28 protein-coding genes and 1 pseudogene are annotated in these 24,439 nt (G+C 72.2%); 8 read left to right on the top strand and 21 right to left on the bottom strand.

Annotated elements, in window-relative coordinates; all coding sequences use genetic code 11:
• The 9 genes from ACIQK6_RS41910 to ACIQK6_RS41870 all read right to left on the bottom strand — a co-directional run.
• Positions 1-970: DNA/RNA helicase domain-containing protein (locus ACIQK6_RS41910; RefSeq protein ID WP_402697687.1), on the bottom strand; the 970-nt coding region annotated here is incomplete at its 3' end.
• A complete protein-coding gene (locus tag ACIQK6_RS41905) occupies positions 970-1,794 on the bottom strand; it encodes a hypothetical protein (RefSeq protein ID WP_402697685.1) in 825 nt (274 codons plus the stop codon). The genes ACIQK6_RS41910 and ACIQK6_RS41905, both read right to left, overlap by 1 nt.
• Before the next feature lie 72 nt (positions 1,795-1,866).
• Positions 1,867-2,271, bottom strand: coding sequence for a hypothetical protein (locus ACIQK6_RS41900; RefSeq protein WP_402697683.1), 405 nt, complete (start codon positions 2,269-2,271; stop codon positions 1,867-1,869).
• Between the two features lie 8 nt (positions 2,272-2,279).
• Positions 2,280-4,451, bottom strand: a complete 2,172-nt coding sequence (locus ACIQK6_RS41895; RefSeq protein WP_402697682.1) for a hypothetical protein — start codon at positions 4,449-4,451, stop codon at positions 2,280-2,282.
• A gap of 330 nt (positions 4,452-4,781) precedes the next feature.
• Positions 4,782-5,003: a hypothetical protein gene (locus tag ACIQK6_RS41890; protein ID WP_402697680.1), complete on the bottom strand. Its 222-nt coding sequence runs from the start codon at positions 5,001-5,003 to the stop codon at positions 4,782-4,784.
• Between the two features lies 1 nt (position 5,004).
• The gene (locus tag ACIQK6_RS41885) at positions 5,005-5,451 is read right to left on the bottom strand and encodes a hypothetical protein (protein ID WP_402697679.1); all 447 of its coding nucleotides are present in this window, start codon (positions 5,449-5,451) and stop codon (positions 5,005-5,007) included.
• A gap of 138 nt (positions 5,452-5,589) precedes the next feature.
• Entirely contained in the window at positions 5,590-7,170 is a 1,581-nt protein-coding gene (locus tag ACIQK6_RS41880; protein WP_402697677.1) for a DUF2637 domain-containing protein, read from the bottom strand.
• Between the two features lie 103 nt (positions 7,171-7,273).
• On the bottom strand, positions 7,274-7,396 hold the full coding sequence (locus ACIQK6_RS41875) for a hypothetical protein (protein ID WP_402697675.1): 123 nt from the start codon (positions 7,394-7,396) through the stop codon (positions 7,274-7,276).
• Positions 7,393-7,728, bottom strand: coding sequence for an RNA polymerase sigma factor (locus tag ACIQK6_RS41870; RefSeq protein ID WP_402697673.1), 336 nt, complete (start codon positions 7,726-7,728; stop codon positions 7,393-7,395). Before ACIQK6_RS41870 ends, ACIQK6_RS41875 begins: the two co-directional genes overlap by 4 nt.
• Positions 7,729-8,193: 465 nt before the next feature.
• Between ACIQK6_RS41870 and ACIQK6_RS41865 the strand changes: the two genes are divergently transcribed.
• The 5 genes from ACIQK6_RS41865 to ACIQK6_RS41845 all read left to right on the top strand — a co-directional run bounded on the left by ACIQK6_RS41865 (position 8,194) and on the right by ACIQK6_RS41845 (position 13,265).
• Positions 8,194-8,934, top strand: coding sequence for a GntR family transcriptional regulator (locus ACIQK6_RS41865; RefSeq protein WP_402697672.1), 741 nt, complete (start codon positions 8,194-8,196; stop codon positions 8,932-8,934).
• Entirely contained in the window at positions 8,927-9,802 is an 876-nt protein-coding gene (locus ACIQK6_RS41860; protein ID WP_402697670.1) for a bifunctional DNA primase/polymerase, read from the top strand. The genes ACIQK6_RS41865 and ACIQK6_RS41860 overlap by 8 nt, the downstream gene beginning before the upstream one ends.
• A 210-nt stretch (positions 9,803-10,012) precedes the next feature.
• On the top strand, positions 10,013-11,578 hold the full coding sequence (locus tag ACIQK6_RS41855; RefSeq protein ID WP_402697669.1) for a hypothetical protein: 1,566 nt from the start codon (positions 10,013-10,015) through the stop codon (positions 11,576-11,578).
• A gap of 614 nt (positions 11,579-12,192) precedes the next feature.
• A complete protein-coding gene (locus ACIQK6_RS41850; RefSeq protein ID WP_402697668.1) occupies positions 12,193-12,993 on the top strand; it encodes a ParA family protein in 801 nt (266 codons plus the stop codon).
• On the top strand, positions 12,993-13,265 hold the full coding sequence (locus ACIQK6_RS41845) for a hypothetical protein (protein WP_402697667.1): 273 nt from the start codon (positions 12,993-12,995) through the stop codon (positions 13,263-13,265). Before ACIQK6_RS41850 ends, ACIQK6_RS41845 begins: the two co-directional genes overlap by 1 nt.
• 110 nt (positions 13,266-13,375) lie before the next feature.
• On the opposite strand, the gene ACIQK6_RS41840 is transcribed toward ACIQK6_RS41845, so the two are convergent.
• The 5 genes from ACIQK6_RS41840 to ACIQK6_RS41820 form a co-directional block, all read right to left on the bottom strand.
• Positions 13,376-13,909, bottom strand: coding sequence for a bifunctional DNA primase/polymerase (locus ACIQK6_RS41840; protein WP_402697665.1), 534 nt, complete (start codon positions 13,907-13,909; stop codon positions 13,376-13,378).
• Complete coding sequence (locus ACIQK6_RS41835; protein ID WP_402697663.1) at positions 13,906-14,352, bottom strand: hypothetical protein; 447 nt, start codon at positions 14,350-14,352, stop codon at positions 13,906-13,908. Before ACIQK6_RS41835 ends, ACIQK6_RS41840 begins: the two co-directional genes overlap by 4 nt.
• Before the next feature lie 206 nt (positions 14,353-14,558).
• A complete protein-coding gene (locus tag ACIQK6_RS41830; RefSeq protein WP_402697661.1) occupies positions 14,559-15,488 on the bottom strand; it encodes a recombinase family protein in 930 nt (309 codons plus the stop codon).
• A complete protein-coding gene (locus ACIQK6_RS41825) occupies positions 15,481-15,876 on the bottom strand; it encodes a hypothetical protein (protein ID WP_402697660.1) in 396 nt (131 codons plus the stop codon). The genes ACIQK6_RS41830 and ACIQK6_RS41825 overlap by 8 nt, the downstream gene beginning before the upstream one ends.
• 2 nt (positions 15,877-15,878) lie before the next feature.
• Positions 15,879-16,622, bottom strand: coding sequence for a hypothetical protein (locus ACIQK6_RS41820; RefSeq protein ID WP_402697658.1), 744 nt, complete (start codon positions 16,620-16,622; stop codon positions 15,879-15,881).
• Positions 16,623-17,126: 504 nt separating this feature from the next.
• Between ACIQK6_RS41820 and ACIQK6_RS41815 the strand changes: the two genes are divergently transcribed.
• The 3 genes from ACIQK6_RS41815 to ACIQK6_RS41805 all read left to right on the top strand — a co-directional run bounded on the left by ACIQK6_RS41815 (position 17,127) and on the right by ACIQK6_RS41805 (position 20,301).
• Entirely contained in the window at positions 17,127-17,576 is a 450-nt protein-coding gene (locus ACIQK6_RS41815) for a hypothetical protein (protein ID WP_402697657.1), read from the top strand.
• A gap of 579 nt (positions 17,577-18,155) precedes the next feature.
• Entirely contained in the window at positions 18,156-18,794 is a 639-nt protein-coding gene (locus ACIQK6_RS41810; RefSeq protein WP_402697655.1) for a hypothetical protein, read from the top strand.
• Positions 18,795-19,707: 913 nt separating this feature from the next.
• Positions 19,708-20,301, top strand: a complete 594-nt coding sequence (locus tag ACIQK6_RS41805; protein WP_402697653.1) for a hypothetical protein — start codon at positions 19,708-19,710, stop codon at positions 20,299-20,301.
• Between the two features lie 269 nt (positions 20,302-20,570).
• On the opposite strand, the gene ACIQK6_RS41800 is transcribed toward ACIQK6_RS41805, so the two are convergent.
• The 7 genes and pseudogenes from ACIQK6_RS41800 to ACIQK6_RS41770 all read right to left on the bottom strand — a co-directional run.
• On the bottom strand, positions 20,571-20,783 hold the full coding sequence (locus ACIQK6_RS41800) for a hypothetical protein (RefSeq protein WP_402697651.1): 213 nt from the start codon (positions 20,781-20,783) through the stop codon (positions 20,571-20,573).
• A 709-nt stretch (positions 20,784-21,492) separates the two neighbouring features.
• A complete protein-coding gene (locus tag ACIQK6_RS41795) occupies positions 21,493-21,912 on the bottom strand; it encodes a plasmid mobilization protein (protein WP_402697649.1) in 420 nt (139 codons plus the stop codon).
• A 283-nt stretch (positions 21,913-22,195) separates the two neighbouring features.
• A complete protein-coding gene (locus ACIQK6_RS41790) occupies positions 22,196-22,552 on the bottom strand; it encodes a hypothetical protein (RefSeq protein ID WP_381315137.1) in 357 nt (118 codons plus the stop codon).
• Entirely contained in the window at positions 22,549-22,773 is a 225-nt protein-coding gene (locus ACIQK6_RS41785; RefSeq protein WP_402697647.1) for a hypothetical protein, read from the bottom strand. The genes ACIQK6_RS41790 and ACIQK6_RS41785 overlap by 4 nt, the downstream gene beginning before the upstream one ends.
• A gap of 26 nt (positions 22,774-22,799) precedes the next feature.
• Positions 22,800-23,252 carry a Pycsar system effector family protein gene (locus ACIQK6_RS41780; protein WP_402697646.1) on the bottom strand — a complete coding sequence of 151 codons (453 nt, stop codon included), beginning with the start codon at positions 23,250-23,252 and terminating at the stop codon, positions 22,800-22,802.
• Positions 23,253-23,269: 17 nt separating this feature from the next.
• On the bottom strand, positions 23,270-23,761 hold the full coding sequence (locus ACIQK6_RS41775; protein ID WP_402697644.1) for a hypothetical protein: 492 nt from the start codon (positions 23,759-23,761) through the stop codon (positions 23,270-23,272).
• A gap of 155 nt (positions 23,762-23,916) precedes the next feature.
• Positions 23,917-24,439: pseudogene (locus tag ACIQK6_RS41770) on the bottom strand (transfer protein); the annotation flags it as partial.

Genomic DNA, 24,439 nt, shown 5'->3' with positions numbered 1-24,439 from the left:
GGCGGATCCCGGTGAGGTGGTAGAGCATCCCCTGCGAGTTCACGTCGTCCTCGTCGTCGGCCCGCTGCTCGTTGTAGCGGCGGATCCGCCGCACCTGCCCGACGACCTTGGGGATCGGCTGGAGGGACTCGCCCCGGGGGAGGAGTCCGTCGCTGACGAGCTGCTGCATCATCGCGGAGCTCCAGCGGAGCAGGATGACCTCGCCCTCCTTGAGCATGCCGCGCAGGGTGTCGCTGCCCCCGAGTTCGTCCAGGTGCCCGGCCTGCGCGGCGATGATGATGCCGACGCCCACCGACCGGCCCGTCCTGCCCAGCTCCTTGATGAGCAGGGCGGCCTCGTCCCGGAACGGGGCGCCCTTCTCCAGCAGCCTGTTGGCCTCGTCGACGATCCCGTACGTCAGCGGGTCGGGGGAGTTGATGACGAAGCCGGAGCGGCCCATCTCCGCGTAGGAGGTCATGCGGCGCTCGGCCTCGGCGACCAGGCCACGCAGCATCAGGATCGTCTCGTACTGCGTGGTGACCCGGGTGGCCACGTTGCCCTTGGCCTCGGGCACCGACTGGCCGTGCTTGAGGTCGGCGAGGTGGACGACGATGCCGGACGCCTTGCAGGCGATCAGGATCGCCTGGACGAGCCTGGACTTCCCGGCGCCGGTCGTCCCGAAGACGGCCCCGCGCTGGGCGTTGCCGGTCTTCGGGTCGAACAGGCGGAACCTGAGCGGCGACCCGTCGAAGTACGTCCCGAGGGTGATCCGCCCGCGCGCGTCCATCACCAGGTCGGCCACGTCCACCGCCCGGACGTCCATCAGCGGGTTCGAGGGGTAGACCCGGACGATCGCCTCTCGGCCGACGCCCTGCTCGAAGATGACCCGGCTGTAGTCCTCGACCTTCAGCAGGTCGCACAGCGCCTCGTGGTCGTAGCGCTTGACCCCGCCCGGTGGGGTCTTCAGCACGTACTCGCGGACATCGAGCATCAGGTCAGCTCCTTGTGGACCTCGTAGGTGTTGGCCTCAATCAGCTCGACGCCCGGCATCGCGGTGGCGGCGATCTCCGCCCACACCTCCGCGTCGCTGTCGCCCGTGGCGACCCCGGCCTCGGCCACCGGGCGCTGCCCGAGGACCAGGAGGCGGACGCCGGCGCCACGGCCTGGCACCGGGCCGATGTCGATCAGGTCCTCCGGGAGGTCCAGCTCGGCGGACAGGCCGGGCTTGGAGATCTCGGGCACGGGCTGCCCGCGCTTCTGGGCGCCGATGACCAGCGCCAGGCACTGCTCGCTCACCTGCTGGTGCTGCAGGAGCACGGTGCCGGGGGCGACGCCGCCCTCGATGGCGAACCGCTCGCCCCACCAACGGGCCTGCGGGCTGTCGTAGGTGGGGGCCACCGGTTCGACCGGCGCTTCCTCGGCCTTCTCGGCTTCGGCGAGGATCTGGGCCAGGGCCTCGTCGGTGAACTCGCGGGCCGTGAGCCCCGGGCGCAGGAGCCAGGTGGCTCCGGTCCACAGCGCCACCGCGGCGGCCTGCGCGAAGAAGGACACCGCGCCGTCGGGGGCCAGGCGCTCGCCGACGAGCAGCGCCGCGCAGCCCGCGTGCGGCGCGGCGTAGATGGAGACGGCCGTCCAGCGCACCGAGGCGGGGGCGCGGAGAACCTTGAGGTTGCCCGCCAGGCCGACGCCGGCGGTGGCGAGGGCGGCGAGGGTTCCGGGGAGGGTGAAGGCGTCGTTGCCCAGTCCCCCGGTGAGGACGACGGCTCCGGCGACGGTGGCGGCTCGGCCGACCGTCGCACGCACGCGAGCGAGCATGGGGAAGTACCTCCAGAAACGGCGGGGCGGCCGGGCCGTGAGGCTCCGGCCGCCCCGTGCGGGGGGAGAGGGTCAGCGGTTGCTGTAGTACGTGCGGTCGGTGTCCTTGCCCGCCATCAGCTCGGCCACGGGCCCGTAGTCGGCCTCGTGGCCCTCCTTGGCCGCCTTGAAGTCGGCGGCCATCTCGGCGGCCTCGTTGGCGAGCGACTCGGCGTCGGCCAGGACGCCGCGCATCACCCCGGCCGCGTCGCGGTGGGCGTTGACGACGTCGCCCTCGACCCACAGGGTGCTGGCCGTGTCGGCGAGCATGTCCACCGACCGGGCGCAGTCCTCGACGTAGTTGTACGCGCCGCGCACCGCCTCGCTCAGCGCGAACATGGCGACCGAGGCCATGCCCAGCTTGGCGGTGGCGACCGTGTACGTGATGCCGTCGGAGACCAGCTCGACGACCTTCGAGCCGACGCGTGCCAGATCCATTCCCATGGCTACTCCTTGTGGTACGAGGCGTCGGCGGGTGCGGTGTGGCCCATGTCGCGGACCTTGTCGGCGGCGGGCTTGTCGAAGGCGGCGGCGAGCTCCCCGGCGTGGGCGATGGCCTCGGCGGCCCGGGGCAGACCCCCGGCGACCGCCTTCGCCTTGGACTCCACGACCCCGGCCCGCTCGATCAGCCGGGTGCACCAGCCGACGAACACCCCGGGGACGTGCTTGGCGATCAGCTCGGCGCGCATCTCCTCGAGCGCGCCGGCCAGGCGGTCGCACCGGTCGGCGACGAGCCGGGCGTGCTCGGCGCCCGCCATGATCTCCTCGGCCTGGTCCTCATCGGCTTCGATGACGTCGTAGACCGTGAGGTCGGAGTCGGTGAACTGGGTATCCCGTACGGGTGCAGGCGATCCCATGGGCGGCGCCCCTTTCCGTGGTCCTGGCACCCCGCCGGACGGCGCGGGCGGTGCTGCGGGTCCTCCTGATCCCCCCGGGAAGCAGTCGCCGCCGACCAGTTCCCTCAGCTTCGGCTTGGGCTTCGGCTTGGGCTCCTGGTCGAGCCGTTCGAGCGTCACGGAGTACGTGGCGTCCATCCCGGGCGGGGGCCGCAGCCACGCGCCGTCCGCCTGCGGCGTCTGCGGGGGCGGGGGCTGCTGGCTGCGGGTACTGCGGGAGCGCGACCCGGGCCGGGAGCCGGTCGGGCCGGGCGGGGGCTGCTTGGCCTTCTTGTTCTTCCTGCCCCACCGCCCCGGTGCCTTCGGCGGCTTCGGGGGCGGGGGCGGCGCGGTGCCCGAGGGCCCCGGCGAGGAGGGCGGGACCGGCTTGGACCGGGGCCGCTTCGGCGTGCGGCGCTTCAGGCTGACCTTCGGCCCGCTCGTCCCCGGCGGCGGCTTCGGCCGGGGCTTCTTGGTCAGGCTCACCTTCGGCCGCGGCGGCGAGGCCGCCGGGGTGGTCGGAGGCGCCTTGGGGGTCTTCGTCAGGCTGACCTTCGGCCCGGCCGATGGCTTCTTCGGAGCCTTCGTCAGACTGACCTTGGGCCCGGCCGGGGCGGCCGACGCCTTCTTCTTGGCCCTGGTCAGTACCGGCGAGGCCGGGTTCTTGCGCCGCCTCTCCAGCCGCCTCCCGGCCCCCTCAGCCAGCGACTGCCCGAGGGTCGTACGGGCCTCGGCCTCGGCCTTCCGCTGCTTCCTGGCCTTGTCCTGGGCCTTGGCCTTGTCCTTGAGGCGCCGGTTGCGGATCTTGTCCTTCACCGCCTGCCCGCTGTCCCGGCTGCGGTTGCGCCTCTCCCGGTCGGCGTCCTGGTCCTTCGCGCGGGTCTCCAGCCGTGCCGCCTGCCGGTCCGCCTTGCGCTGGACCTTCGCGCCCTGCCGGGCCGCGGCCCGCTCCTGGCGGCCTCGGGCTCGCTCCATCGACGGGCTGGAGGGGCTGGAGCTGGGCGACTTGCCGCCGCTGGGGCTCTTGAGCCCTTTGCCGGAGCCGTCCTTGCCCTTGCCGCTCCCGGTCGACCCGGTCGTCGCACCGGACTTGCCTGAGCTGCCCTTCCCGCCGGCCCCCGACGAGCCGGTGCCCGTCGACGACTTGCCGCCCGCCCCCGGCTTCCCGGTGCCGGTCGACCCGCTGCTGGTCGGCGTCTTGCCGCTCCCGGCGGACCCGCCCTTGCCGGGGCTGCCCTTGCCGTGCCCGGTAGAGCCGCTGCCCGTGGAGCCCGACTTCGTACCGCGTCCGCCTCCGGCACCGGAGCCCTTGCCGCCCGACGATCCTCCGCCACCGCCCTTGGAGCCGCCCCCGGCCTTCGAGCCGCCGTCGGTCAGCGACTTGACGCGGCCTTTGGCGCGGGCCTTCTCCGCGTCGCCGCCGATCTGCGCCAGGGCGGCCTCGTGCTCCGCCCGGTTCTTGACCTTCTCGGCTTTCGCCTTCGCGGTCGCCTGCCGTACCGGGGCCAGGTCCTGGAACTGCTGGCGCCGGTCGGCGAGCCAGCCGGTCATGCCACGCAGGGCGGCGACCGCGGTCCCGATGGCGAGGACCATCGCGGCCCGGCCCGAACCCCTGACCCCTCCGGCCGCGACACCGCCGGACTGGAACGCGGCCGGAACCTGCGGCGAAGCGGCGCCGGGCAGCACGGGGACCGGCGGCGGCGGGACCGCCGGCGCGGGGAGGACCAGCGCCGGGTGAGGCAACCCCGCCGGGGCGGGCGCCGCAGCCGGACCCGCAACCGGGCCCGGGGCGACGGGAGGGGCCGCCGGGGGCGGGGGCGCCGCAGCCGGAGGCGGTGGCGGAGGAGGCGGAGGAGGGGGCGCCACGGTCCCCGCAGGACGGATCGGGATCACCTGGCCGCCGCCGCTGTTGTTGCCGTTGCTCATCGAATTCTCCCGGAAGAGGGTTGACAGACGGTGACCGCCTCGCGTACGCGCGCACGTGCCCGTGCGCCCGTGTGCCCGTGCCTCCGCATTACGCGAGGGCGAGGCGGTCACCGCCTGGATTGACCGGTGGATTGATTGACCCGGTGGTCACTGCTCGTAGCGGGAGACCCAGTTCGCGATGGACCGGGAGAGGTCGTTCCACACGTCCTCATCCCCGGCCTTCTCGCGGGTCGCGGCGACCGCACGGGCTCGCTCCATCCACGACTCGGCCAGGCCGCGCGGACCACGTACGGCCCGCTCGGCCTGGCGCTTCTCGAAGTGCGCCCGGCGGTTGGCCGCCTGACGCTCGGCCTTGGTCTGCGCCGCCACGTCAGGCCCCCTTCCGCAGCCCGTCGAACACGTCCCCGAACTCGTCGCGCTGCGCCGGGACCCCGCTGGCGGGCGCCGACTCGATCGCCTCGGCCTGCCCGGCCTTGGCCAGCTCCTTGCGCCGGCGCTTCGCCTCGCGCTTCTGGGGCAGCTCCTCGTACGCCTTCTGGAGGCGGGCGTTGAAGGCGATCAGGTCGCTGATCACCTGCTCGACGTCGTCGGCGGCCTTAAACAGCGGCTTGCCGACGTGCCAGGCCCGGAGCTTGGCCTGGCCGGGGAAGTCGCCCTCGATGGCCCCCATCTCCTTCAGCTCCGCGTCCATCTCGCGGGCCAGGCGGCGCAGGTCGTCGGCCAGCGGCAGCAGCTGCGCCCGACGCTGCTCCAGGTGGATGGCCCGGGTCGCGGGCGACAGGAGGTGATCGGATGTCCACTTCTCGGCGGAACTCATGGCGTTCTCCTCTACCGTTGGGGTCGTGACCAGGGCGGTTCCTTCGTCCTGGTCGTGTGGTGACTGCTTCCGGCAGTCGCGACGAAGGCCAGCCCGGTTCCTTCGGGCTGGCCTTCATCGGTGGTGCCGGCGGGCTGTTCACGCTGCGGTGCGCGAGGCGGCCTCCGGGTCGAAGCCGCGGACCGGGTCGTACCCGGCCTCGATCAGCGCGACGGCGTCGGCCTTGGTGGTCGACGCGGTGCTGCCGGAGGTGACGCCGATCGCCGTGGCGACCTCGTCGAGCGTGACGTCCTCCGGGGACTTCGCCAGGATCATCCGGGCGACGATCCGCACCCGGCGCTGGCGCGGGGTGAAGTTCGCGGCGTCCTCGGCTTCGACCGCTCGGCGCAGGATCTGGGCCGCCGCCTCGCGGGCTTCGGCCGCTCGCTTCTCCGCTTCGGCCACTCCGGCTTCGGCTTCGGCCGCTCGGTGAATCCCTTCGAGCGCCTTCGCCTTGTCCGTCTCCGTCTTCGCCAGCGCGGCCATCTTCTGCGCGTTGGCTTCGGCCGCTCGCGCCTCGGCTTCGACCGCTCGGGCCTTCGCTTCGGCTGCTCGCCTCTTGGCTTCGGCCGCTTCCTCGGACTCGACCGCGTCGCTCAGCGCGGTCGCCGCCCGAGCCTGTGCGTCGGCCCGCGCCTCCGCCTCCGCGACCGCCCCGCGGGCCTGAGCCCCGGCGACTCCCTCGGTGGCGCTCAGGTCCGCCGTGAGGCTCGCCATCTCCTTGCGGTGCGCCAGGCGCTCCTTCTCCGCCTGGTGCTCCGCCCGCTCCCGCTCCAGCTCCAGCTCGCGGTCGCGCTTGTCCTGCTCCTGCTTGCGGCGCAGCTCCTGGCGGGCCATCCGGTCCGGCAGGGCCAGGGCCTCGTCGACAGTCAGGCCGAACGGCTCCAGCTTCTTCGGGAGCCTGGCCAGCGCCGCCGGGGAGCCCTCCGTCAGGTTCGCCGCCTTGAGCTCGGCCTTGTACTCGTTCCAGGCGTCGAAGATGGCCCGGTCCCGCAGCCGCCCCATCGCCACCGAGTAGCCCTCGTCCCAGAGCTTCATCTGCCGGAAGATCCGCCAGGTCGAGCGGAAGGCCAGCAGCCACCGGTGACCGGGGATCGTGTCGTGGTCGGCGGGGAGCGCCGCCTGGTGCACGAGGATGCGCCGCCCGGCCTCGACGCCAATGACAAACAGGACCGGCATCAGCCCGTGGGAGAGGGCCTTGTCGGGGTGGTCCTGGATCGCGCCGAACGCGGCGGCGTTGAAGTACACGCTGGCCACGGTCATGACGTGGGCGAGGAACCGCAGCAGGGGCCACGACGTGCGGATCGTCGCCATGAACAGGTCCAGCAGCAGGCAGGTGACGATCGCGACGTCCACGCCGATCGCGAAGAACTTCCCGTCGTCCACCGAGAACCCGAAGACCGTGTGCCCGGCCTTGCTGAGGTTCCCGAAGGAGAGGTAGAAGCCGATCGCCCCCATGACGCAGCCGCCGACGACGGCGGCGATGCCTAGGGCGACCTTCACCTTGCGGCTGACCTCCGGCGTGCCGGTCGGCTCGTCCTCCACCGGAGTGCCCGAAGCCTCCGGCGAAGTACCCGAAGGGATCGGGCGAGTGCCCGAAGCGGCCTCGCGGAAGGCGGGGACCGGGTCGGGCTCGTAGGCCGCCGGCGCCTTGGCGGGCGGCTCGATCGTGGTCGTCATGTGTCTCCATCCGAAGCGGTGCGGGGGGGCGGGTCCGGAGCAGCCGAAGCGCTCCGGACCCGGGTGGCCAATGATCAGGTGCAGCTCGGACAGGCCGCCGGAATTACTGCCGGGGCTGGTCCTGCCGGGTCAGCTCCGCAAGCCGCGCCGCGGCCTCCTGCGACTGGCGAAGGTGCTCAGCGGCCTGGCGGCGGGCCTCTTCGAGCGCCTGCGCCTCGGCGCTCATGACACGGCCACCAGTTCGGCGCACAGCCGGTCCAGCGGCCCGTCCTGCGGGTCCATCGCCATCTCCCGGCGGACCCGCGCGGAGCGGTAGTGCGCGTACACCCGGCGCCGGGCGAAGACCGACAGCAGCCCCGAGGCGTTGCGGATCTCGTTGCCGCGCAGCAGGTACTGCCAGACCATCAGCCACACGTCCTGGGCGAGGTCCTCGGCGTACGCGGCCCGGTCCTCCAGGCGCAGCGTGCGGGCGACGATGTTGAGCACCCTGACGTGCTGGTTCGCGTACATCTCGGCGAGGTCAGCGGCCAGGGCCTGGTCGTGGGTACCGTTCTTCACGGGTCGCACCTCCATGCGATCTGGGCCGCCAGGCCCGGCCGGTCCCGCGCTCCAACGCGGGGCCGGCCGAAGATGAAGAAGCCACCGGCGGCCGAAGAAGCGGCGTGATGCCGCAGTGCCCCGGGCCGGACTCGAACCGGCCAGATCCCAAACGCAATCCCGGGGCGCCAGCACCTTTTCCACCGGATCGCCGATGGGCGTAGGCAGGTGCTCCACCTCCCAGGCGTGCCACGGTGCCCGGACCCCTCGCCCCGCTCTGTCCCGGGACCCTTCGTCCCGACACGAGGCCAGGACGCAGCGCACCAACCCCCCGGGGTGTCCCCCTTGCGATCGGCGCACGACCAAGGTAGACCACTAGCGGCCCTTAGCGCTACTGGTAGCGCTAGCGGTCTACGTGAACTACCCTTGCAGGTGCACCGCTGCACATCGACGTGTAGCGCCGATCAATGGAAGGGAGGCCGGGATATGCCCGAGAACACCGGATACGCGGAGATTGCTGCGCACTACCGCCAGCAGATCCAGGACGGGACGCTCAGGCCCGGCGACACCATGCCGTCGCTTCGACAGGTCTGCGAACGCTTCGGCGTGGCCCAGACGACCGCAAACCGTGCGTACCGGGCACTCAAGATGGAGGGCCTGACGCTCGCGAAGTCGGGCGTCGGCACCGTCGTTGCGGGCCCCATCAGCAACAACATCGCGTCCCGTGTCGCCCTGCACGCCAGCACCGGTAAGGCGTTGGGCGGCGGCGAGACGTCCCAGATCCTGGAGATCGGCACCGTGGGCGCTGACGAACTGGTCGCCCCGCGGCTCGACGTCGCGCCCGGCACCCCGGTCCAGGTGCGGCGACGGCTCGTGAGCCGGGGTGGTGTACCGGTGCACATCAGCAGTAGCTACTACCCGGCGTACGTGATCGCGGTGACGCCTGAGCTGACGGAGCCGGTCTCCACCGGCGGGTCGCGGGAACTCGCGGCACAGCGCCTGGGTGTCGAGCAAGACGAGGTCTTGGAGGAGGTCACCTCCCGCAAGGCCAACACCGAGGAGGCTGCGGCACTCGGCCTCACCGGCAAGGACGTCGTCGTCACGCAGGTCGTGCGCACCGTGATCCTGGAGGACGGCCGCATCGTGGAGGTCGCCGTGAAGGTCACCGGCGGCCAGACGATCCTGCGGTGGCGGAGTTCGCTGCGTCGTCAGGCCAACGATGAATGACCACCTGCGCCAGGCCCTTGAGCTGGCGGCACGCGGCGTGCCCGTGCTGCCGCTCCGCGAGGGCAAGGGACCGTTCGGGAACTGCGCCGCGTGCGCCAAGAACGCGTGCGGCGGCAGGCCCAACATGAAGTCCGCCGGCGCCTGCGCGTGCCCCCGGCCGTGCCACGGATGGGCCGCCGCCTCGACCTCCGCCGACGTCGTGACGTCGGCGGCCTGGGCGGCGGCCTGGCAGCGTGCGGGCGTCGTCGGCTACCACCCGGGCGGTGCTGGGGTGACCGTGCTCGACCTCGACGACGACGACGCGGTGGCCTGGGCTCGGGAAACCCTGCCTGCCACCCGGACCGTGGCCACGACTCGGGGCCAGCACTGGATCTACCTCGGCACGATGCAGTCCTCGAACGGCGTCCGCCCCGGCGTCGACATCAAGTCGCTGATGGCATACGCCCGCTGGCTCGGGCCCGGTGAGGGCCAGATGATCCGGCTGCCCGAGACGGTAACCGCCCTCCCCCGGTACGTGGTGCCGACGGGCGCGGTGGCGACCTCACCGATGCCCCGCGCCGCCTGGACGCGGGCGGTCGGTAGCGGGTGCCGTCATACGGAGCGGTACGTCCGGACCGGCCTCGACAAGGGCGTCGCGATGGTCGCCGGCCATCGCGAGCAGGGGGCGGCGAGCCAGGCGTTCGGCGTCGCTCGGTTCCTCGGCTCGCTCCACCAGGAGTGCCCGGGGCCGTGCGGCCTGGAGGCACTGGGCGGGGAGATCGTGGCGGCGGCCGTTGGAGTCGGGGTGCCCGAGCCCTACGCGGTCCGTGCCGTCGACCGGGGGTTCGCAGAGGCGGGCATCCCGGTGCCCTCGACACAAATGGCCTGAGCTGCATAAACACGCTCAGCTAGGGTCAACCCACATCAGAAAAGCGAGTGGCCCGGCAGGTGTCTCACCACCAAGGCCGGGCCGACTCTGGAAGCTTTCGAGCTGAGCCGTTTCCGGTCTCCTCCCGCCTTCCTAGCTAGTCACCACTGTACGACACGGTGACCAGGCAGAGGAGATGGAACCGGCTCAGCTCCCGAGAACGGAGCACACGTGAGCCACCCGTCCGACGACGGTCACCCGACCGACACCGTCACTGCCGTACCCCAGCCGCGGGCTGAGGTTCGCGAGCGCGTCGTCATCGACGTCACCGACGAGCCGACCGGCGTCACCGAAGTGACCCGGGCGCTCCAGTCGGGCGCGATTGCCGACGTCTACCTGCGCGGCCGGCGGCCCGTGTGGATCGGCGAAGGGAACGACGGCCCCTTCATCGAGGAGATCTCGAAGGACGGCCTGACCCTCGCCCTGCACGAGCACGCCGAAGTCTTCAAGATGCGGAAGACCGGTCCCGCCCCCGTACTGCTGCCCACCCGAGTCGCGGCCGTGGTCCTGGCGCGCAACAACTGGAAGCTGCCCAGTCTCAAGGGGATCACCTCCGTGCCCCTCCTCAGCCCTGATGGCCGCCTGCACCTTCGCGAGGGCTACAACCCCGCTACCGGCTGGTTCTACTCTCCTCGCATCCGAATCAAGGACGTCCCGGAGAATCCGACCCAGCAGCAGATCTCCGACGCCCAAGAGCTGATCGTGGGCAAGATGCTGGGTGACTTCCCGTGGATGGCCGCCAGCGACCTGGCGCAGTTCGTCGGGGCCCTGTTCATCCCTCTGCTCCGCTCGATGATCCCGGACCCGACACCTCTGTGGTGCATCAGCGCCAGCAACCCGGGCTCCGGTAAGTCGCTGCTGTCGCGGATCATGGGTGACCTCTTCGGGCTCAAGACCGCATCGTGGGGCTCCGACAACGGGGAGCAGCGGAAGGTCATCACGTCCGTCCTCATCGAGTCCGGTCACCCGGTCACCGTGTTCGACAACCTGCCCTCCGGCCACACCCTGCGCTTCCCGGTGATGTCGGAGCTGATCACTTCGCAGGTCTGGGGAGACCGCGTCCTCGGCAAGTCCGAGATGGCGAACATCCCGAACAACATGCTCTGGGTCGTGAACGGCAACAACCTGACGGTTGGCGACGACCTTGCCCGGCGCACCATCTGGGTACGCCTCGACCCCGACGTACGGCCGGACACCCGCGACCCCTCAGCCTTCGCGGCCGGCGACCTCAACGAGTGGCTCCAGCTCCACACCGCCGACGTCCTCCACTCCCTGCTCACCCTGCTGTGCGGGTGGGTGGCCGCGGGGATGCCCAAGAGCAATCACCACATGGCCTCCTTTGGCGCCTGGCCCCGAACGCTCGGCGGCATCCTCAACTGGATGTGCCTGCCCGGCTGGCTCGACGACCGGGAAGAGCAGATGGAGGACGCCGACGAGGACGCCATGGAGTGGGCCGCCTTCCTCGCCGTCTGGCACGAGGAGCTGGGCACCAAGGAGTACACCTCGCAGAACCTGGTGGACTTCGCCTTCGCCTCGGCCACCGGAATGAGCGCTGCGTCCTCGCTCAGCAAGGTCATGCCGACCAACGGCGACAAGATCCCGAACTCCAAGCAGCTCGGGAAATGGCTCAGGGCCCGCCAGGGCCGCTTCTTCAGCGGCTACCGCATCCTCGCCCGCCGCGACGCTCGCCAGAAGATCAACTACTGGCGGGTGGAGGGCCCACCGGCCGCGCAGTAGCAGCGGCCACACCTCTCCAGAGGCCCGCACGGATCTTCCGTGCGGGCCTTTCTGCTGCCTGCGGGCTGTAGTGCGGCGCAACTACTACCCGCACTGCCCGCACTACCCGTACTACCCGCAAAGTCGCAGCTCAGAGCCTTGCGGGTAGTCCAGCGGCCTCTACCCGCAGCGGGTAGTCCAGCCCCGCACTGCCCGCACTCTCCGCCACCGGGCAGTGCGGGTAGTTGCGGGTAGTGCGATCTTGCCTCTGATCCACTACCCGCAACGCTCTGACCAGTGGTTATGCGGGTAGTACGGGTAGTGCGGGTAGTTCTTTTAACTATTTGGTTTCTGTGACTAGAGAGAAGTACCGATCCCGGTGGTGAAGAAGCCACCCCGCGCGGGTAGTGCACTGCCCGCGTAGGAGGGCGCCCGCGGGGCGGTGGCTTCTTCATCCACGAGCGGACCCGGTGGTGCACGACGGCCTGAGCTTCCGGTGTGCTGGCATGCTGGCTCGCCTGCATGCTGGCAGGCTGGCTGGTGGGCGGGTTGGCGCGTCTGCTCGCGAGCACGCCCACCGCGCTGGCAAGCTGGCGTGCCGACGGGTTCAACGAGGTACGGGTAGGGGCGAGGCGATGGCCAGGCGCACGGTCGTGATCAACAACCGGGGCGGGGTCGGCAAGAGCGACGTCACGCTCCGGCTCGGGGCGGCGCTCGCGAAGCGGGGCCGGCGGGTCGGACTGCTCGACTTCGACCCGCAGGGCAACCTCTCGCGCCGGGCGGGCTGGACCTACAACGAGGCCCAGCCGCAGGTGACGGTGAGCGAGGCGGTGCAGTCCAACCGTGTCGGCGCGATGCGCCAGGTGTGGACGCCGGTGAACTGGGACATCGAGTACGCGGACCGGATGCGACTGGCCCCGGCCTGGCTGGAGCTGGAGAACCGGTACGCGGAAGCCGGAGTCCCCTCCGCGCACCTGCGTCTGGCCAAGGCCCTGCAGGGCGCCGACGACGACCTGGACCACGTCCTGATCGACTGCCCCCCGAGCCTGTTCCACCTGACGCAGATGGCGTTCGCGGCCGGGGACGGCGTCCTCCTGGTGACCCGCGCGGAGATCGACGCGATCCTCGGTGCCCGCCGGGTGCGCGAGTTCATCGGGGAGCACAAGGTCGGACTGCACGCCGACGACCTGACGATCGACGGTGTCATCGTCAACGACTACGAGCAGGCCCGGCCGCGGCAGCGCCAGCAGCTCGAAAGCATCCGGCGGATCTTCGGTGACCTGGTCTGGGATCCGATCATCGGCCGCCGGGAGATCATGGCGAACGCCTCGAACGACCACGTCCCCCTGGAGCACGCGAAGGGCTCGCAGCTCCAGCAGGCGGTCGCCGGGTTCGAGCTGCTCGCCGACACGTACGAGAAGAGGACAGCCGCCTGATGGCCCGCCACAACTTCGAGACCCCCGACAACGTCACCGAGCCGCCGCTCACGCCGAACACCGGAGGCGTCAAGGTCGGCGAGGACCTGGCCCGCCGGCGGAAGGCGGCGACGGCCACCGACTGGAAGTCCTTCTCCAGCTACCTCCCCGAGGACGTCCAGCGGGTGTTCCGGTCGGAGTGCATGCTGGCCGGGATCGAGGTCCGCCAGGGCCTGGACGAAGCCGTGCGGGCCTGGCTGGCGGCCCGGCAGGCGGGCAAGCCCACCGGCTGACAGGTTGGCGGGCTGGCATGCTGGCACGTCAGCACGCAGGCACACAGCCCTGAGCAGCACAAGAGCCCCGCACCGGACCGGTGCGGGGCTCTGGCGTTGCGTGGGAGTCGTCAGCGCGGGGGGCTCTGCAGGCGGGCGCCGATCCAGTCGGGCAGCGGCGCCACGGGCACGTCCCGGACGATGACGTAGGGGCGCCCGCCGACGATCGAGCCGGGCCCCACGAGGTAGCCGCCGCTGCGGTGTCCGGGGCCGCGGACGTCGATCCCGGGCCCCAGCGGCGTACGGCCGCCGGAGGTGCTGCCGATGGTGCAGCCCATGGGCGCCCGGAAGTAGAGGTGCCGGCCCCCGGACGGGGTGGCCACGGTGAACGTCTCGGGCACCGTCTCCCCGAGCCGGTCGGCCAGGGCGGCGAGCACGCCGGGCCCGTCCTCGTCGCCGTGGACATCGAGGTCCAGGGCGACGGCGCCGGAGGCCCGGCAGCCGATGCCGACCCCCCGCCCGGCGAGCAGCTCGGGCAGCCGCTCCGGCAGCAGAGTGGCCTGGAGCTGCCACCCGCGTTCAGGCACCCGGCCGCCGATCGGGAGCGGGAAGACGGCCAGGCCCCGGTCGATGGCCGCCCGCGCGGCGGCGAGGACCTGGCTCACGCGGCCTGGTCCTCGTCGTCGTCCTCGTAGCAGCAGCACTCGCCGTACGGGTCGCCGCCACCGCCGGCCCCGCACTCCTCGCAGCCGTACCGGTCGCTGTCCTCGTCGTAGTCGCCGGTGGCGGCCCGCATCTCCTCGTGCCGCCAGCCGGTGCACTGGTACTCGCACCCGCAGCCCTTCGCGCACTCGGGGCAGACCATCCCGTTCGTCCAGCCGCACGTCTCGCACAGGACCTGGTTGCGAGGGTCGGCCTGCTCCTGGCGCAGGTAGTCGACCGCCTCGGCGTACGTGTTGATGTCGACGTACTCCGCCAGGTACCGCTCCAGGGTGTCCTGCTCGTCCGCGTCGGGGTGGTCCAGGAGCTCGATGGCGCAGGCGTGCTTGATGCCCAGCTCGTCCTTGAGGGCGGCCAGGGCCTTCTTGCGCGCGTGATTCTTCGGCATCTCAAGCTCTCGTTTCCGCGGCTCGCGGTGATCCCAGACTCACCGGCCGCCAAGAGCGAGGCCAGTAAGGGTGATGCGATGTGGTGGGCGGCTCGGCGCGGAGCACCTTCGGCGTGCGCGTCCGGTCTGGGCCGAACGCACCGGGCCACGAGCCGGGCCCACGGTCATGCGACCGCAGGCCCGACTGTAGCGAACAGCACCGACACTCAGGGCGTGATCCGCGCGGACGTCACGCGATCGGAGTGGATCCGGTGGGCCTTGCGGCCGGCGGGAGACTGCATCAGCGCGGTCGCGGAGGCCTCGATCATCGCCCGGTGCACGCTGGCCGGGGCGGTGACCCGCACCGAGTAGCCCTGCCCCCGGCGGATCGTCTGCCCGTTCACGAGCGCCTGGCGGACCGCGTCGTCGGCGACGTCGGCCAGGTTCTCGGCGACGAGGCCGGGCACGTCGACCACCGCGACCGGGTCGGCGGCCACCGCCTGGACGTCGCCGCCGACGTCGTCCTGGCCGTCGCCGTCGAGCAGCTCCGACAGGTCGTCGGGCACGTCGCGGGCCCCGGCGGCATCGAGGACCCGGCGCACGGTCTTCGGGGCGATGTCGTACTGCCGGGCGAGCGCCTTCACGGCCGTGCCCTCGCGGTACGCCTCCACCAGCTCGGCCACCTCGCCCTCGTCGAGCGCGGCCGGACGCCCGAGGGTCTTCCCGGCGGCCTCGGCCGCGGCGACGCCCTCGCGGGTGTTCTCCGAGATCATGTCGCGCTGGAACTCCAGCACCGCCGCGAGGACGCTCACCATCATCTTGGTGCCCGGGTCGTCCGAGGCGAGGTCGATCCCGGACAGCAGCCCCGACTCCACCCGCAGGTGCAGCCCACGCCGGATCAGCACCGGCCGCAGCGCGATGATGTCCGCCACCGACCGGAAGAGGCGGGCGGCGTCCGCGATGCGGATCGTGTCGCCGACGGCCGCCTCGTCGAGCAGCTGCTTGAACCCGGCGCGGTGCAGCGACAGGACGCGGCTAGAGGTCGCCGGGTCCTCGTAGGCCGGGGCGCCGGCGGCGAGCAGCGGCGCCAGGGCGTGCCGCTGCCGGGCGTCGGTCTGCTTGTCCGTCGAGTGCCGCAGGTACAGGCGGTCAGTCACGGCGGTACACCTCCGCGAGCCGGGCGGCCCGTTCGGCACGAGCGTGCACGACGCGGGCCCAGTCGGCGAGCAGGGCGGCCAGGCGGTGCGTGTCGCCCTGGAGCTCCAGCGGCAGGTACCGAAGGGACTCCTGGATCAGGCGCAGAGCCGCGTGCGCGGAGAACCCGGGCGGGGACTGGGTGCAGGCCCGGTGCGTGCACCGGTCGAGCTGACCCAGCTCGAGGCGCAGCTCCTTGATGCGGGTGGCGTCGCCCCCCAGGGTCTTGGCGGTCTTCACGCGAGCGGTCAGTTCCTCGCGGATGCCGTCGTAGACGGAGTTCCAGCGGGCGGCGATGGGCCCGGCCTCGTCGGCGGGGACGCCGTTGTCGATGAGCTGTGCGACGTCCACGCTCACGCCTCCGTGGTGTCGAGCGGGGTGACGGTGCCGCCGATGAGGCGCTCGGTGGCGTCCATCGCGTGGGCCTTGCAGGCGCGGAAGGACCCTCCGGCCGCGTCGGTGACCGTGTGGGTCAGCGGCTCACCGCACGGCACCCCGAGCCGGTCGTAGTTCCAGGACTGGGGGCAGGCGAGCGTGCTGCACCGGGTCCGGCCGCCGCTGGAGGTCAGGGTGTTGCCGTGTTCGGGGCAGACGCCCCACGGCACCGCGCACACGGAGCCGTCGCGCACGGCGCGGACCCGGGCGAGTTCGCCGGCGGTCTCCTCCAGGGCCTCGGCGATGTCGGTGAGCCGCCCGGCGGCGTCGCTCAGGCGGAAGACGCTGTGCCGGGTCTCCTCGCTGCCCGCAAGCCGGTGCTCGACGTTGCGGATGCGCTCCTGGAGGACGTCGGCCTCGGCGATCAGGGCGCGGATGTCGGCCGGGGTCGGCTCGGGGCCCTCGGTGGTGTCCGCGAGGGAACCGGCCTCCCAGTGCTCCATGCGGTTCTCGTCGTGGACGTGGGTCCAGATCTGCTTGGAGCCGATGACGCGGTCGGCCCACCGCAGGGCGGCCTCGGTGTCGGCGGTGTGGTCGTGCGGGTGGAAGGTCTCGTGGCACTCGACGATGTGCTCGCCGCTCAGCCGGTCGCCGGTCAGCTCCCAGCCGAAGACGTCGACGTCGATCGGGCCGGGCACGAGCTTGAAGCGCGGGAAGGGCATGAGGGTCCCCCTCGGTTCGGCCGGGCCGGGGCGGCGCGGCGTCCGTTCACCACTCTAGGGGGGCGAAAAGGGGGGGCGCAAGTACGGAATGGATTCCAATGGATCGCTGCCGGTTCTAGGTCCGATTTTCACCCTTCTGGGTGATTGGTGGGATCGGATCGGCTAGCGGGGGCTAAAACGACCGTTTCCGCCCCCCGCTCGGAATGGATCACCCCGGGCGTGCTGCCCGTGCTGCGGGCCGGTCGGCAGATTCCCGCCCGCCCGGCGGGAGCGGTCCGGGTCCGAGCCGTGCGCCCCTGGCGCCGCGCGGGGCCGGCGGGAAGGCTCGACGGGAGAACGGCGGTCGGCGTGTCTGCCCGCTGGCATGCCAGCACGCTCGCCCGCCAGCGATTCCACGGCGGCACCCCCTTGACCACCCCCTTGTCCGGCAGGTGGTCAAGGGGGTCTTGGCCGTGGTTCCGAAGGTGACCGTGTCCTCGCCCCCGGCCCGCCGGTTGGCAGGCCATGGACACGTGGGACGCGACCAGGGCCGACATGCAGCTCGACACCGGCATCATCTGGGTCTGCCGGGCCTGCCCGGTCCAGGGCCGCTACGACCACGTCTCGCTGGATGCCGCCCGGCACGATGCCGCCGGGCACGCGGTGTGGTGGCACCGGGACACGGTCGCGCTCACCGACATCGTGCTGCGGCTGATCTCCGACGAGGAGAAGCAGGTGCGCAGGAGCGCCGCCCTCGACCTGCCCGGCGACGCCGTCGCGCTCGTACCGCCGATGGAGCCGCTGTACGAGGGCGGGCTGTCCCTGCTCCAGCAGCGGATCGTCTGCGACGCGGTCGGCTGCCCGGAGGACTCCCGGCACCGCCGACGGCAGCGCGCGGAGCTTGGCCCCGCCGAAGATCGAGAAGCGGCCTTGCAGGCGGCTCGCTCCGGCGCGTTCTCCGACCTCCGCGTGTGAGCGGACGTCCGGAGCCGCCACAGGGGCACACGCGGGCACACAGCGATTCCCGCAGGTGAGCGGGCCGCGCGGTGTCACCCGTGTGGCGTACGAGGCGTGCAGGCGGGGACAGCCGTCTCCCACGGGAGACACGGGGCCGGCGGTCAGCTCCACCACCCGGGCCCGGAGGGCGCCCGCGGCTCGATACCGTCCTCCACCCTCTACTTCCCGCGCCGCCGAGGCCCGCGCGGTGGACCCGCCCCCGGCCTGACCTGGACGAAGAGGCCACCGGCCGCCGGGTTTCCTCCACCGCCGCCCGGTGGCCCCGCCGGGGTGGCTTCTTCCCCCTCCACTGACCCCTGACTTGGAGACGAAGCGGCCACCCAGCGCCCGACCTGCGAGCCGCTGACCTGCACCGTGTCCGGAAGGTCCGCGCAGTTTGGTCGGGCACGGGCTGCTGGACCTGGTGCACGACCTGGCGGCGGCCGTCGAGCCCGAGACGCAAGCGCGTGAGCCTGCTATCTCGCGCGCGATGGGGCGGTCCCACAAGTCCCGCGAAGCCCGCGACGGTAGGGCCACCGGTCCGTACGGTCCGCCCCCATGACGAACACCAACGACACCGAGAAGTCCCCCGCCCGCCGCCGCTCGCGCCGCCGGGGCCGCCCCTCGCTCCTCACCCCGGTCGTGATGGATCTCCTCATCCGGGCGACTGCCGTGGGCCTGCCGATGACGCAGGCCGCCGACGCCGCCGGGGTCGGCCGCTCCACCTTCCTGCGCTGGATGAGCCGCGGCGAGGACGTCGTGGAGGAGAAGCAGCATGGGCACCTCGACGTGAACTCCCCCGACCCGCACGCAGCGCTGTACGCCCGGGTCACCCGTGCCCGCGCGGCGTCGGCGGTCCGCGCCACCGGTCACATCGAGGAGGCAGCCCGCGGCGCCGTCGTCTCCGAGACGTACCGGACGTGGACCGACCCCATCACCGGCGAGCACCGCAGCGAGCGACGCATCCGCCGGCGGCCGGGCGACTGGAGGGCGTCGGCGTGGTTCCTCGACCGCCTCGACCCGAACCCGAAGTCGCTCGACGAGCTGCTCGACGAGGAGGACGCCCGGCAGCGCGCCCGAGAGGAGACGCCGATGGAACGCGCCCTCACCCCGCACCTCCAGGACCTCGCCGCCCGCCTCCAGCAGACGCTCGCGCAGTACGAGGAGAACCCCCCGGCCGCGCCCGGCACGGAGTAGCTCGACGTCCTCCTGGTCCTCGATGTCGACGGGTCGGTACGCGTACCGGTCGACCAGGACCAGGGGAAGCCGAAGCCGACGTCGGCACCGGGTCGGGAACGGCTGTCGGACTCCAAGGGGGTCCCGTACAGAAGTAGTCGGCGGCCGGGAGCTCCACCAGCACACCCTTGACATGCTGGTCAGGGCGACAGCCACCGGTAGCCCCCGAATGTCTGGGGGCTACTTGTAGGGCAAGTTGAGAGGCAACTTGTAGGGCCACTTGCAGAGCAACTTGTAGAGCAAGTTGTAGGGCAACCCGCCAACCCGACTGCACCGCGCCACCGCTTCAGCCGCACGCCCAGAACGACCACACCTCATGCACTACCGCCCGGCCCCGAACCACCGGCCCTTTCCACCCTCCCGAACTCCCCCGCCCGACACCTCTTGCAACTCCGCTCCCCACCCCGACCGAACTCCCCCACCCCCTCCTGCAGAACTCCCTCCGAACTCCTCACCCACCTCCCTCGTCCTCCAGTCCCCCGTCCCGACCTGTACCTCTGGAAACTCCAAGACCACCCCCTCCTAGGGACGACGCGAGGGGGTGGTCTTGGAGATGGAAGAGCGTCTGTGCAGGTCGGGACGGGGGACTGGAGGACCCTCTGTCACACCTGGTTTTACAGGCTGGTTTACACCCGGCCCCGAACTCCGGCCGCCCTCGGACGGAAACCCGAAGAGTGTCTTCGCCGATAACTTGCTCGCCCCTGGCCGGGCTCGCGGAGCGTCAGTTCCTCCACCTCGCTCGGGCCCACCGCCGGCCTTCCCGCGCCCCCGCCTGAGCAGCACCCGGGTGCAATACACCTCTGGCACTTTTGGCCCCGCGAGTTTCGTACGGACGGAACTCCGCGCCGCGCTGAGCGGGCCGTAGGGTTCCCGGATGACCACCAGCACGCCGCCCGAGCCGACCGACGACGACCACCAGGAGCACGGCGACGTCGTCGCGCAGTACGAGACGGTGCGCGTACGCGACCGCTTGGTGCAGCGCACGTGCGGGTGGTGCAGCGTCGTCCTGCGGTACGGCGGCGTCGGTCGCCCGCCCAAGTTCTGCTGCGACGACCACCGCAAGCGCTGGCACGAGCGGGAGAACGCGAAGAAGGCGCTGGGCCTCGACACGGCCGCGCCCGAGCCCGTGCGCGAGGTCATCGAGCGCACCGAGACCCGCGTGCGCACGGTCGTCCGCAAGGGCCCCACGGTGCTCCAGCCGGTGCCCGTGCCGACCCGGCCCGAGCCGAGCGGACCGCCCACGACGGTCGACGGCTGGTACCGGCAACTGCGCTCCCTGCTCGCCGCCGCACGGTCCGGGGAGTACACCGAGGACCAGCGCACCGCGCTCGCCGACGTCTTCACGATCGCGGCCGAACACCTGCGGGCGGGCCCGGCCGGGGTCGCACCGGTGCCCGAGCAGCAACCCGGCGTCAGCCGTGCGGAGCGCCGCCGGCGCGAGCGTCAGGCCCGCAAGGGACGCGGCTGACCCGAGCGACCGGCGGAGTTTCGTCCGGACGGAACGGAGTTGCAAGAGATGTCAGGCCGCCCTCGGTCTGACTCGGCGGAACGGGGAAGCTCCCCTTCCGCCCCAACTTGCTCCGCCCGGGGTTCCGTTCCGGGTTCTCTTCGGAGTCCTCTTTGGGGTCCCGCTTCGAGTGCCGTTTGGGGTGCCGTTTCGGGTTCTCTTCGACGTCGCCGCGTACGGGAGAACGCCGCAGGTGAGGACCGGCGGACAAGGGGTCATGGGCCCGCCGACTACTTCCCTGAGGACCCCTTCGGCTCCCGAGAGATGCCCGGCCCGAGGGTCCGCCGGCCTTTGTGGTCGGCCACCGCCTGGTGCTCGACGTCGCCCAGGAGCTGCCCCCGCTCGACGCGTTCGACGGGCAGAAGCCGCGGTGCTGGCCCGGCCGAGACGGTGGTCGTGGTGGCGCTCGGGCCGGTGCCGAGTGGGCGACGTGCGGTGCTCATGGGAGGAGTCTCCCGTCTTCGGCACGCGCGCGCGTGTGCACCCTCGCGACCGGTCGCGACGTCGCGTTTCCGGGGCCCCGGTATCGGAGCGGAGTGACGATACCTTGGTCCCCCTTCGAGGCCCTGGAGCGTCCGGAGAAGGCGATGCACAGGGCGTGCCGCGCAGCATTCGCACGGCCGGTTCGGCGGGGCCGGGCCGGAATGCAAGAGGTGTGACCGTTCTTGCCTGTCGCCTGGGTCAGCTCGTAATGCCTGAGGTGTGACCGACTCGGCGGTCACGAGCGAAGCTCGGCGGCTGTCCACGGTCGTGCTCTCCGAGCGCGGCGGTGGGTCAGCCGTACGCGCGTGCACGCGGGTGCACGGGCACGTGTGCACGCGTTGGACGGGCCGTCGCCGCCTTGATGCATAGGTGTGGCGGATCTGTTCGACGGCGTGCGCCTGGTCCTGGTCCGTGCGGCACGTCTTATGGGGCGGCGGGTTCGACGTCGTCGTGCTCCTGGCGGTGCTCGCCGCGGTACGTCATCTCGGTGACGTACGGGCGCGGGCGAAGACGTACGTGCGGTCGCGGCCGGGCCGGAGCGAGGGACCCGAGGGGCGGTGCCGTCCGGCGCGAGCCGGGGTGCACCACGACGATGCCGACTCGCGCCGGGCGGTGCCGACCGGAGCGGGGGCCTGGGGGCCGGCGAAGGCCACCAGCGGCCACCGGCGTTCAGTCACGGCGACGGCGCCGCCGCATGTTCACCACGGTTGCCTCGTCCATCCGCCGGACCGCCGCGTCGACGCGCTCCAGCACGGCGAGCAGCTGCTCGTCGGTGACGGCGCCGCCGGCGTTGCGCGTGCGGGCGAGCTGGTTGAGGTTGTTGCCGATCCGGGTCAGCGCGGTCCGCGCCTCCAGCAGCTCGCGCAGCTCGTCGCGGGTCGTCGGCGGGATCGGCGTCAGGGTGCCCATCGCGACCGCCACGACGGTGCGGGCGGCGTACCCGGCCGGGGTCAGCCGGGCGAGCGTGGCACCGGCCTGGACGGCGGCCATCTCGTCGTCACCAAGGCGCAGGGAGACGCGGTGCTCGCGCGGCTCGTCGTTGCGGCGCGTGCGCCGCCTGGTCTCGCCGAACACCCGCTGCTCGCGCACGCCGCCCCCTCGAAAACCCCCGGTCCGTCCCCGGACCAACCGACGGCCGCTGACCGGCCGTCGGCGCATACGGTAACCGTATGCACTAACTTGCTACCCCCATCTACCGCCCGGCGCCGACGTGCCGGTGTGTCCCCCCGGGCGTGGGCGACGCCGGGCCGAAGGCCCGTAACAGGCGTGGGCGAAGCCCTCGTCATTCGTCCTTCCCCCAGAACGCAGAAAGGCCCCCGGCCTGCCTCACGAGGAGACGGGCCGGGGGCCTCGGTGGTGGTGTGCGTCGGTGCTACGCGGCCTCGATCCGCCACTCCCACGGTTCGCCCGCTTCGGCGGCCCGGGTGGCGGCGTCGGCCAGGGCGTGGGCGACGGCCGACTCCTTCGCCCGCACGAACCGGTGGCGGGCGAGCTTGTGCAGCAGCGTGGAGACTTCGGCGGCCTGGCCCGGCGTCATCGTGCCGCCCTCGCCGGGGTTGGACAGCAGCAGCACGACCGGGCCGCGCTCGTCGTAGAGGAGGCAGCCCTCGGCGTACCCGGCCAGGCTCGTCAGCGACTTCAGCGTGTGCCGGTCCTCGCCGAAGAAGTCCGCGCCGTGGCTCGTCACGACGTGCGCCTCGGCGTCGTTGATGGCGTGCTTGCGGGTCATCGCGTCGGCCCCCCGGTCACGGTCGCGGGCTGGGTGTACGCGGGCGCCGGCGGCGTCGCCGTGGTGCCGTCGGAGTTGGCGGTGCCGATCCAGTACGCGGCGAGCAGGGCGGCGCCGGTCAGTGCCCAGCGGCGGGCCCGCGCCCGCAGCGTCAGCCCGGCAGCCGGTGCGGCGGGCGTGAGGGTGACGGTCCACTGAGTGGGCTCGTTCGGTAACGACATCTCTCGGTCTCCGTGTTCGGCGGCGGTCAGATCAGGGCGGTGAGGAGCGCGGCGGCCAGGGCCACGAGGGCGACGGCGGTGATGTCGCCCGCCAGGCGCAGGCCCGCGTACTTGCGGCGGGCGATCTGGGCGAGCTGAACGACGTGGGCCGCGCGGTCGGCCGGCGCCTCGAGGTCGGCCAGCAGCTCGTCGGTGGTGCACAGCGACCAGTAGAGGAACGAGCCGCGGGGGTGCCCGGTCAGGCGCGGCCGTACGACGAGCAGCACGACGAGCATGGCGGCGACCAGGCCGACGGCGCCGGTGCCGACGAGCACGGCGGACAGGCCCGGTAACGGCTTGCCGGGGACGGCGGCCACGAGCGCGGCCAGCGGCAGCGAGAACGCGGTGAGCAGGACGCCGGACTTGGCGTCGGTCCGGCTGATCTCCGCAAGCACCGTGGCGGTGGCGGCGTCCAGGCGGGCGTCGATGTCCTTGGGCATGAGTGGGTCCTTCCGGGTCAGCGGACGTCGTTGCGGTTCTTGGCGAACAGGCCCTTCGTCGTGCTGGAGACCGTGGTGCTCTCCTGGCGGACCGGGCCGTTGTAGTGGTGGTGGTGCTCGGTGTGCGCGTCGGCCTTCGCGCGGCCGGCGGACCGCAGCAGCGAGCCGACGGCGAGGACCAGGGCGACGGGTCCGGCCCCGGCCACGGCGAGCGTCGTGGGGTCGACCTGCCCGAGCGTGAACAGCACGAGCGAGGTCGCGCCGCCGACGGACAGGGCCGCGACGCTGCCGGAGAGCATCAGGGCACTGGCGTCCGTGGCCTTCTGGCTCATGGGCGGGCGTCCGGGCTGGGCGACCGGCGGGGTAGGCCCGTACGCGGGCAGCGGGGTCTCGTCGCGGTGCGAGGTCGGCGTCGCGTACGGCGGGGCGTACGCCTCGGTGATGAGCTGGCGGGCGCGGGCGTCGGCCTCGTCGGCGCTGAGCGGGGCGGAGGTGCGGTCGTGGTCCACTGGGGGCTCCTTCGTCGTGTGGCACTGCGGGGAAGGGCCGGGGCCCGGAGGCGGAATCTCCAGGGCCCCGGCATGCTGGCTGGCTAGCGTGCTGACGTGCTGGCCTGCGGGCGTGCTGGCATGCCCGCAGGGTCTGCTGTGTGCTGCTGCGCGGGTCAGTCCGCAGGAGCGGGGACGATGAGCTTCGTTTCGTCGGGACGGGCGATCAGACCCTTCGCGCGCAGGGTGCTGATGTTGGTGCGCACGGAGGCTCGGGCGATCCGGCGGCCGCCGTCGGCTTCGAGTACGGCCATGAGGTCGACCTCGGCCAGGCCGTCCGCCGGCAGCGCGGCGAGAATCCGCTGGGCGGTCGACATCCGCGAGATGTCCGGCTCCGGCTCGGGCTCCGGGGCGGGCCCCGCACCCGCCATGCCCTCCTGGGGGCCTCCACCGGCCGTCTGACGCTCTTTGGCGGTCATGTGCTCCTCCAGGTCGATCGTCTCGCCGGGAGGGGCGTGGGGGCCGTACAGGTCGAGGATCACCGGGTCGTAGCCGGTGCACGGCTCGATGCTCCCGACGACGTAGGTGCGGCCCATGCTCGTGGGGCGGATCCCGGTGAGGTGGTAGAGCATCCCCTGCGAGTTCACGTCGTCCTCGTCGTCGGCCCGCTGCTCGTTGTAGCGGCGGATCCGCCGCACC

The organism is Streptomyces sp. NPDC091682, assembly GCF_044756625.1.
Taxonomy (GTDB): Bacteria; Actinomycetota; Actinomycetes; order Streptomycetales; family Streptomycetaceae; genus Streptomyces.
Note: the sequence above shows the minus strand (reverse complement) of the source record. Positions and strands in the feature narration are given on the sequence as shown.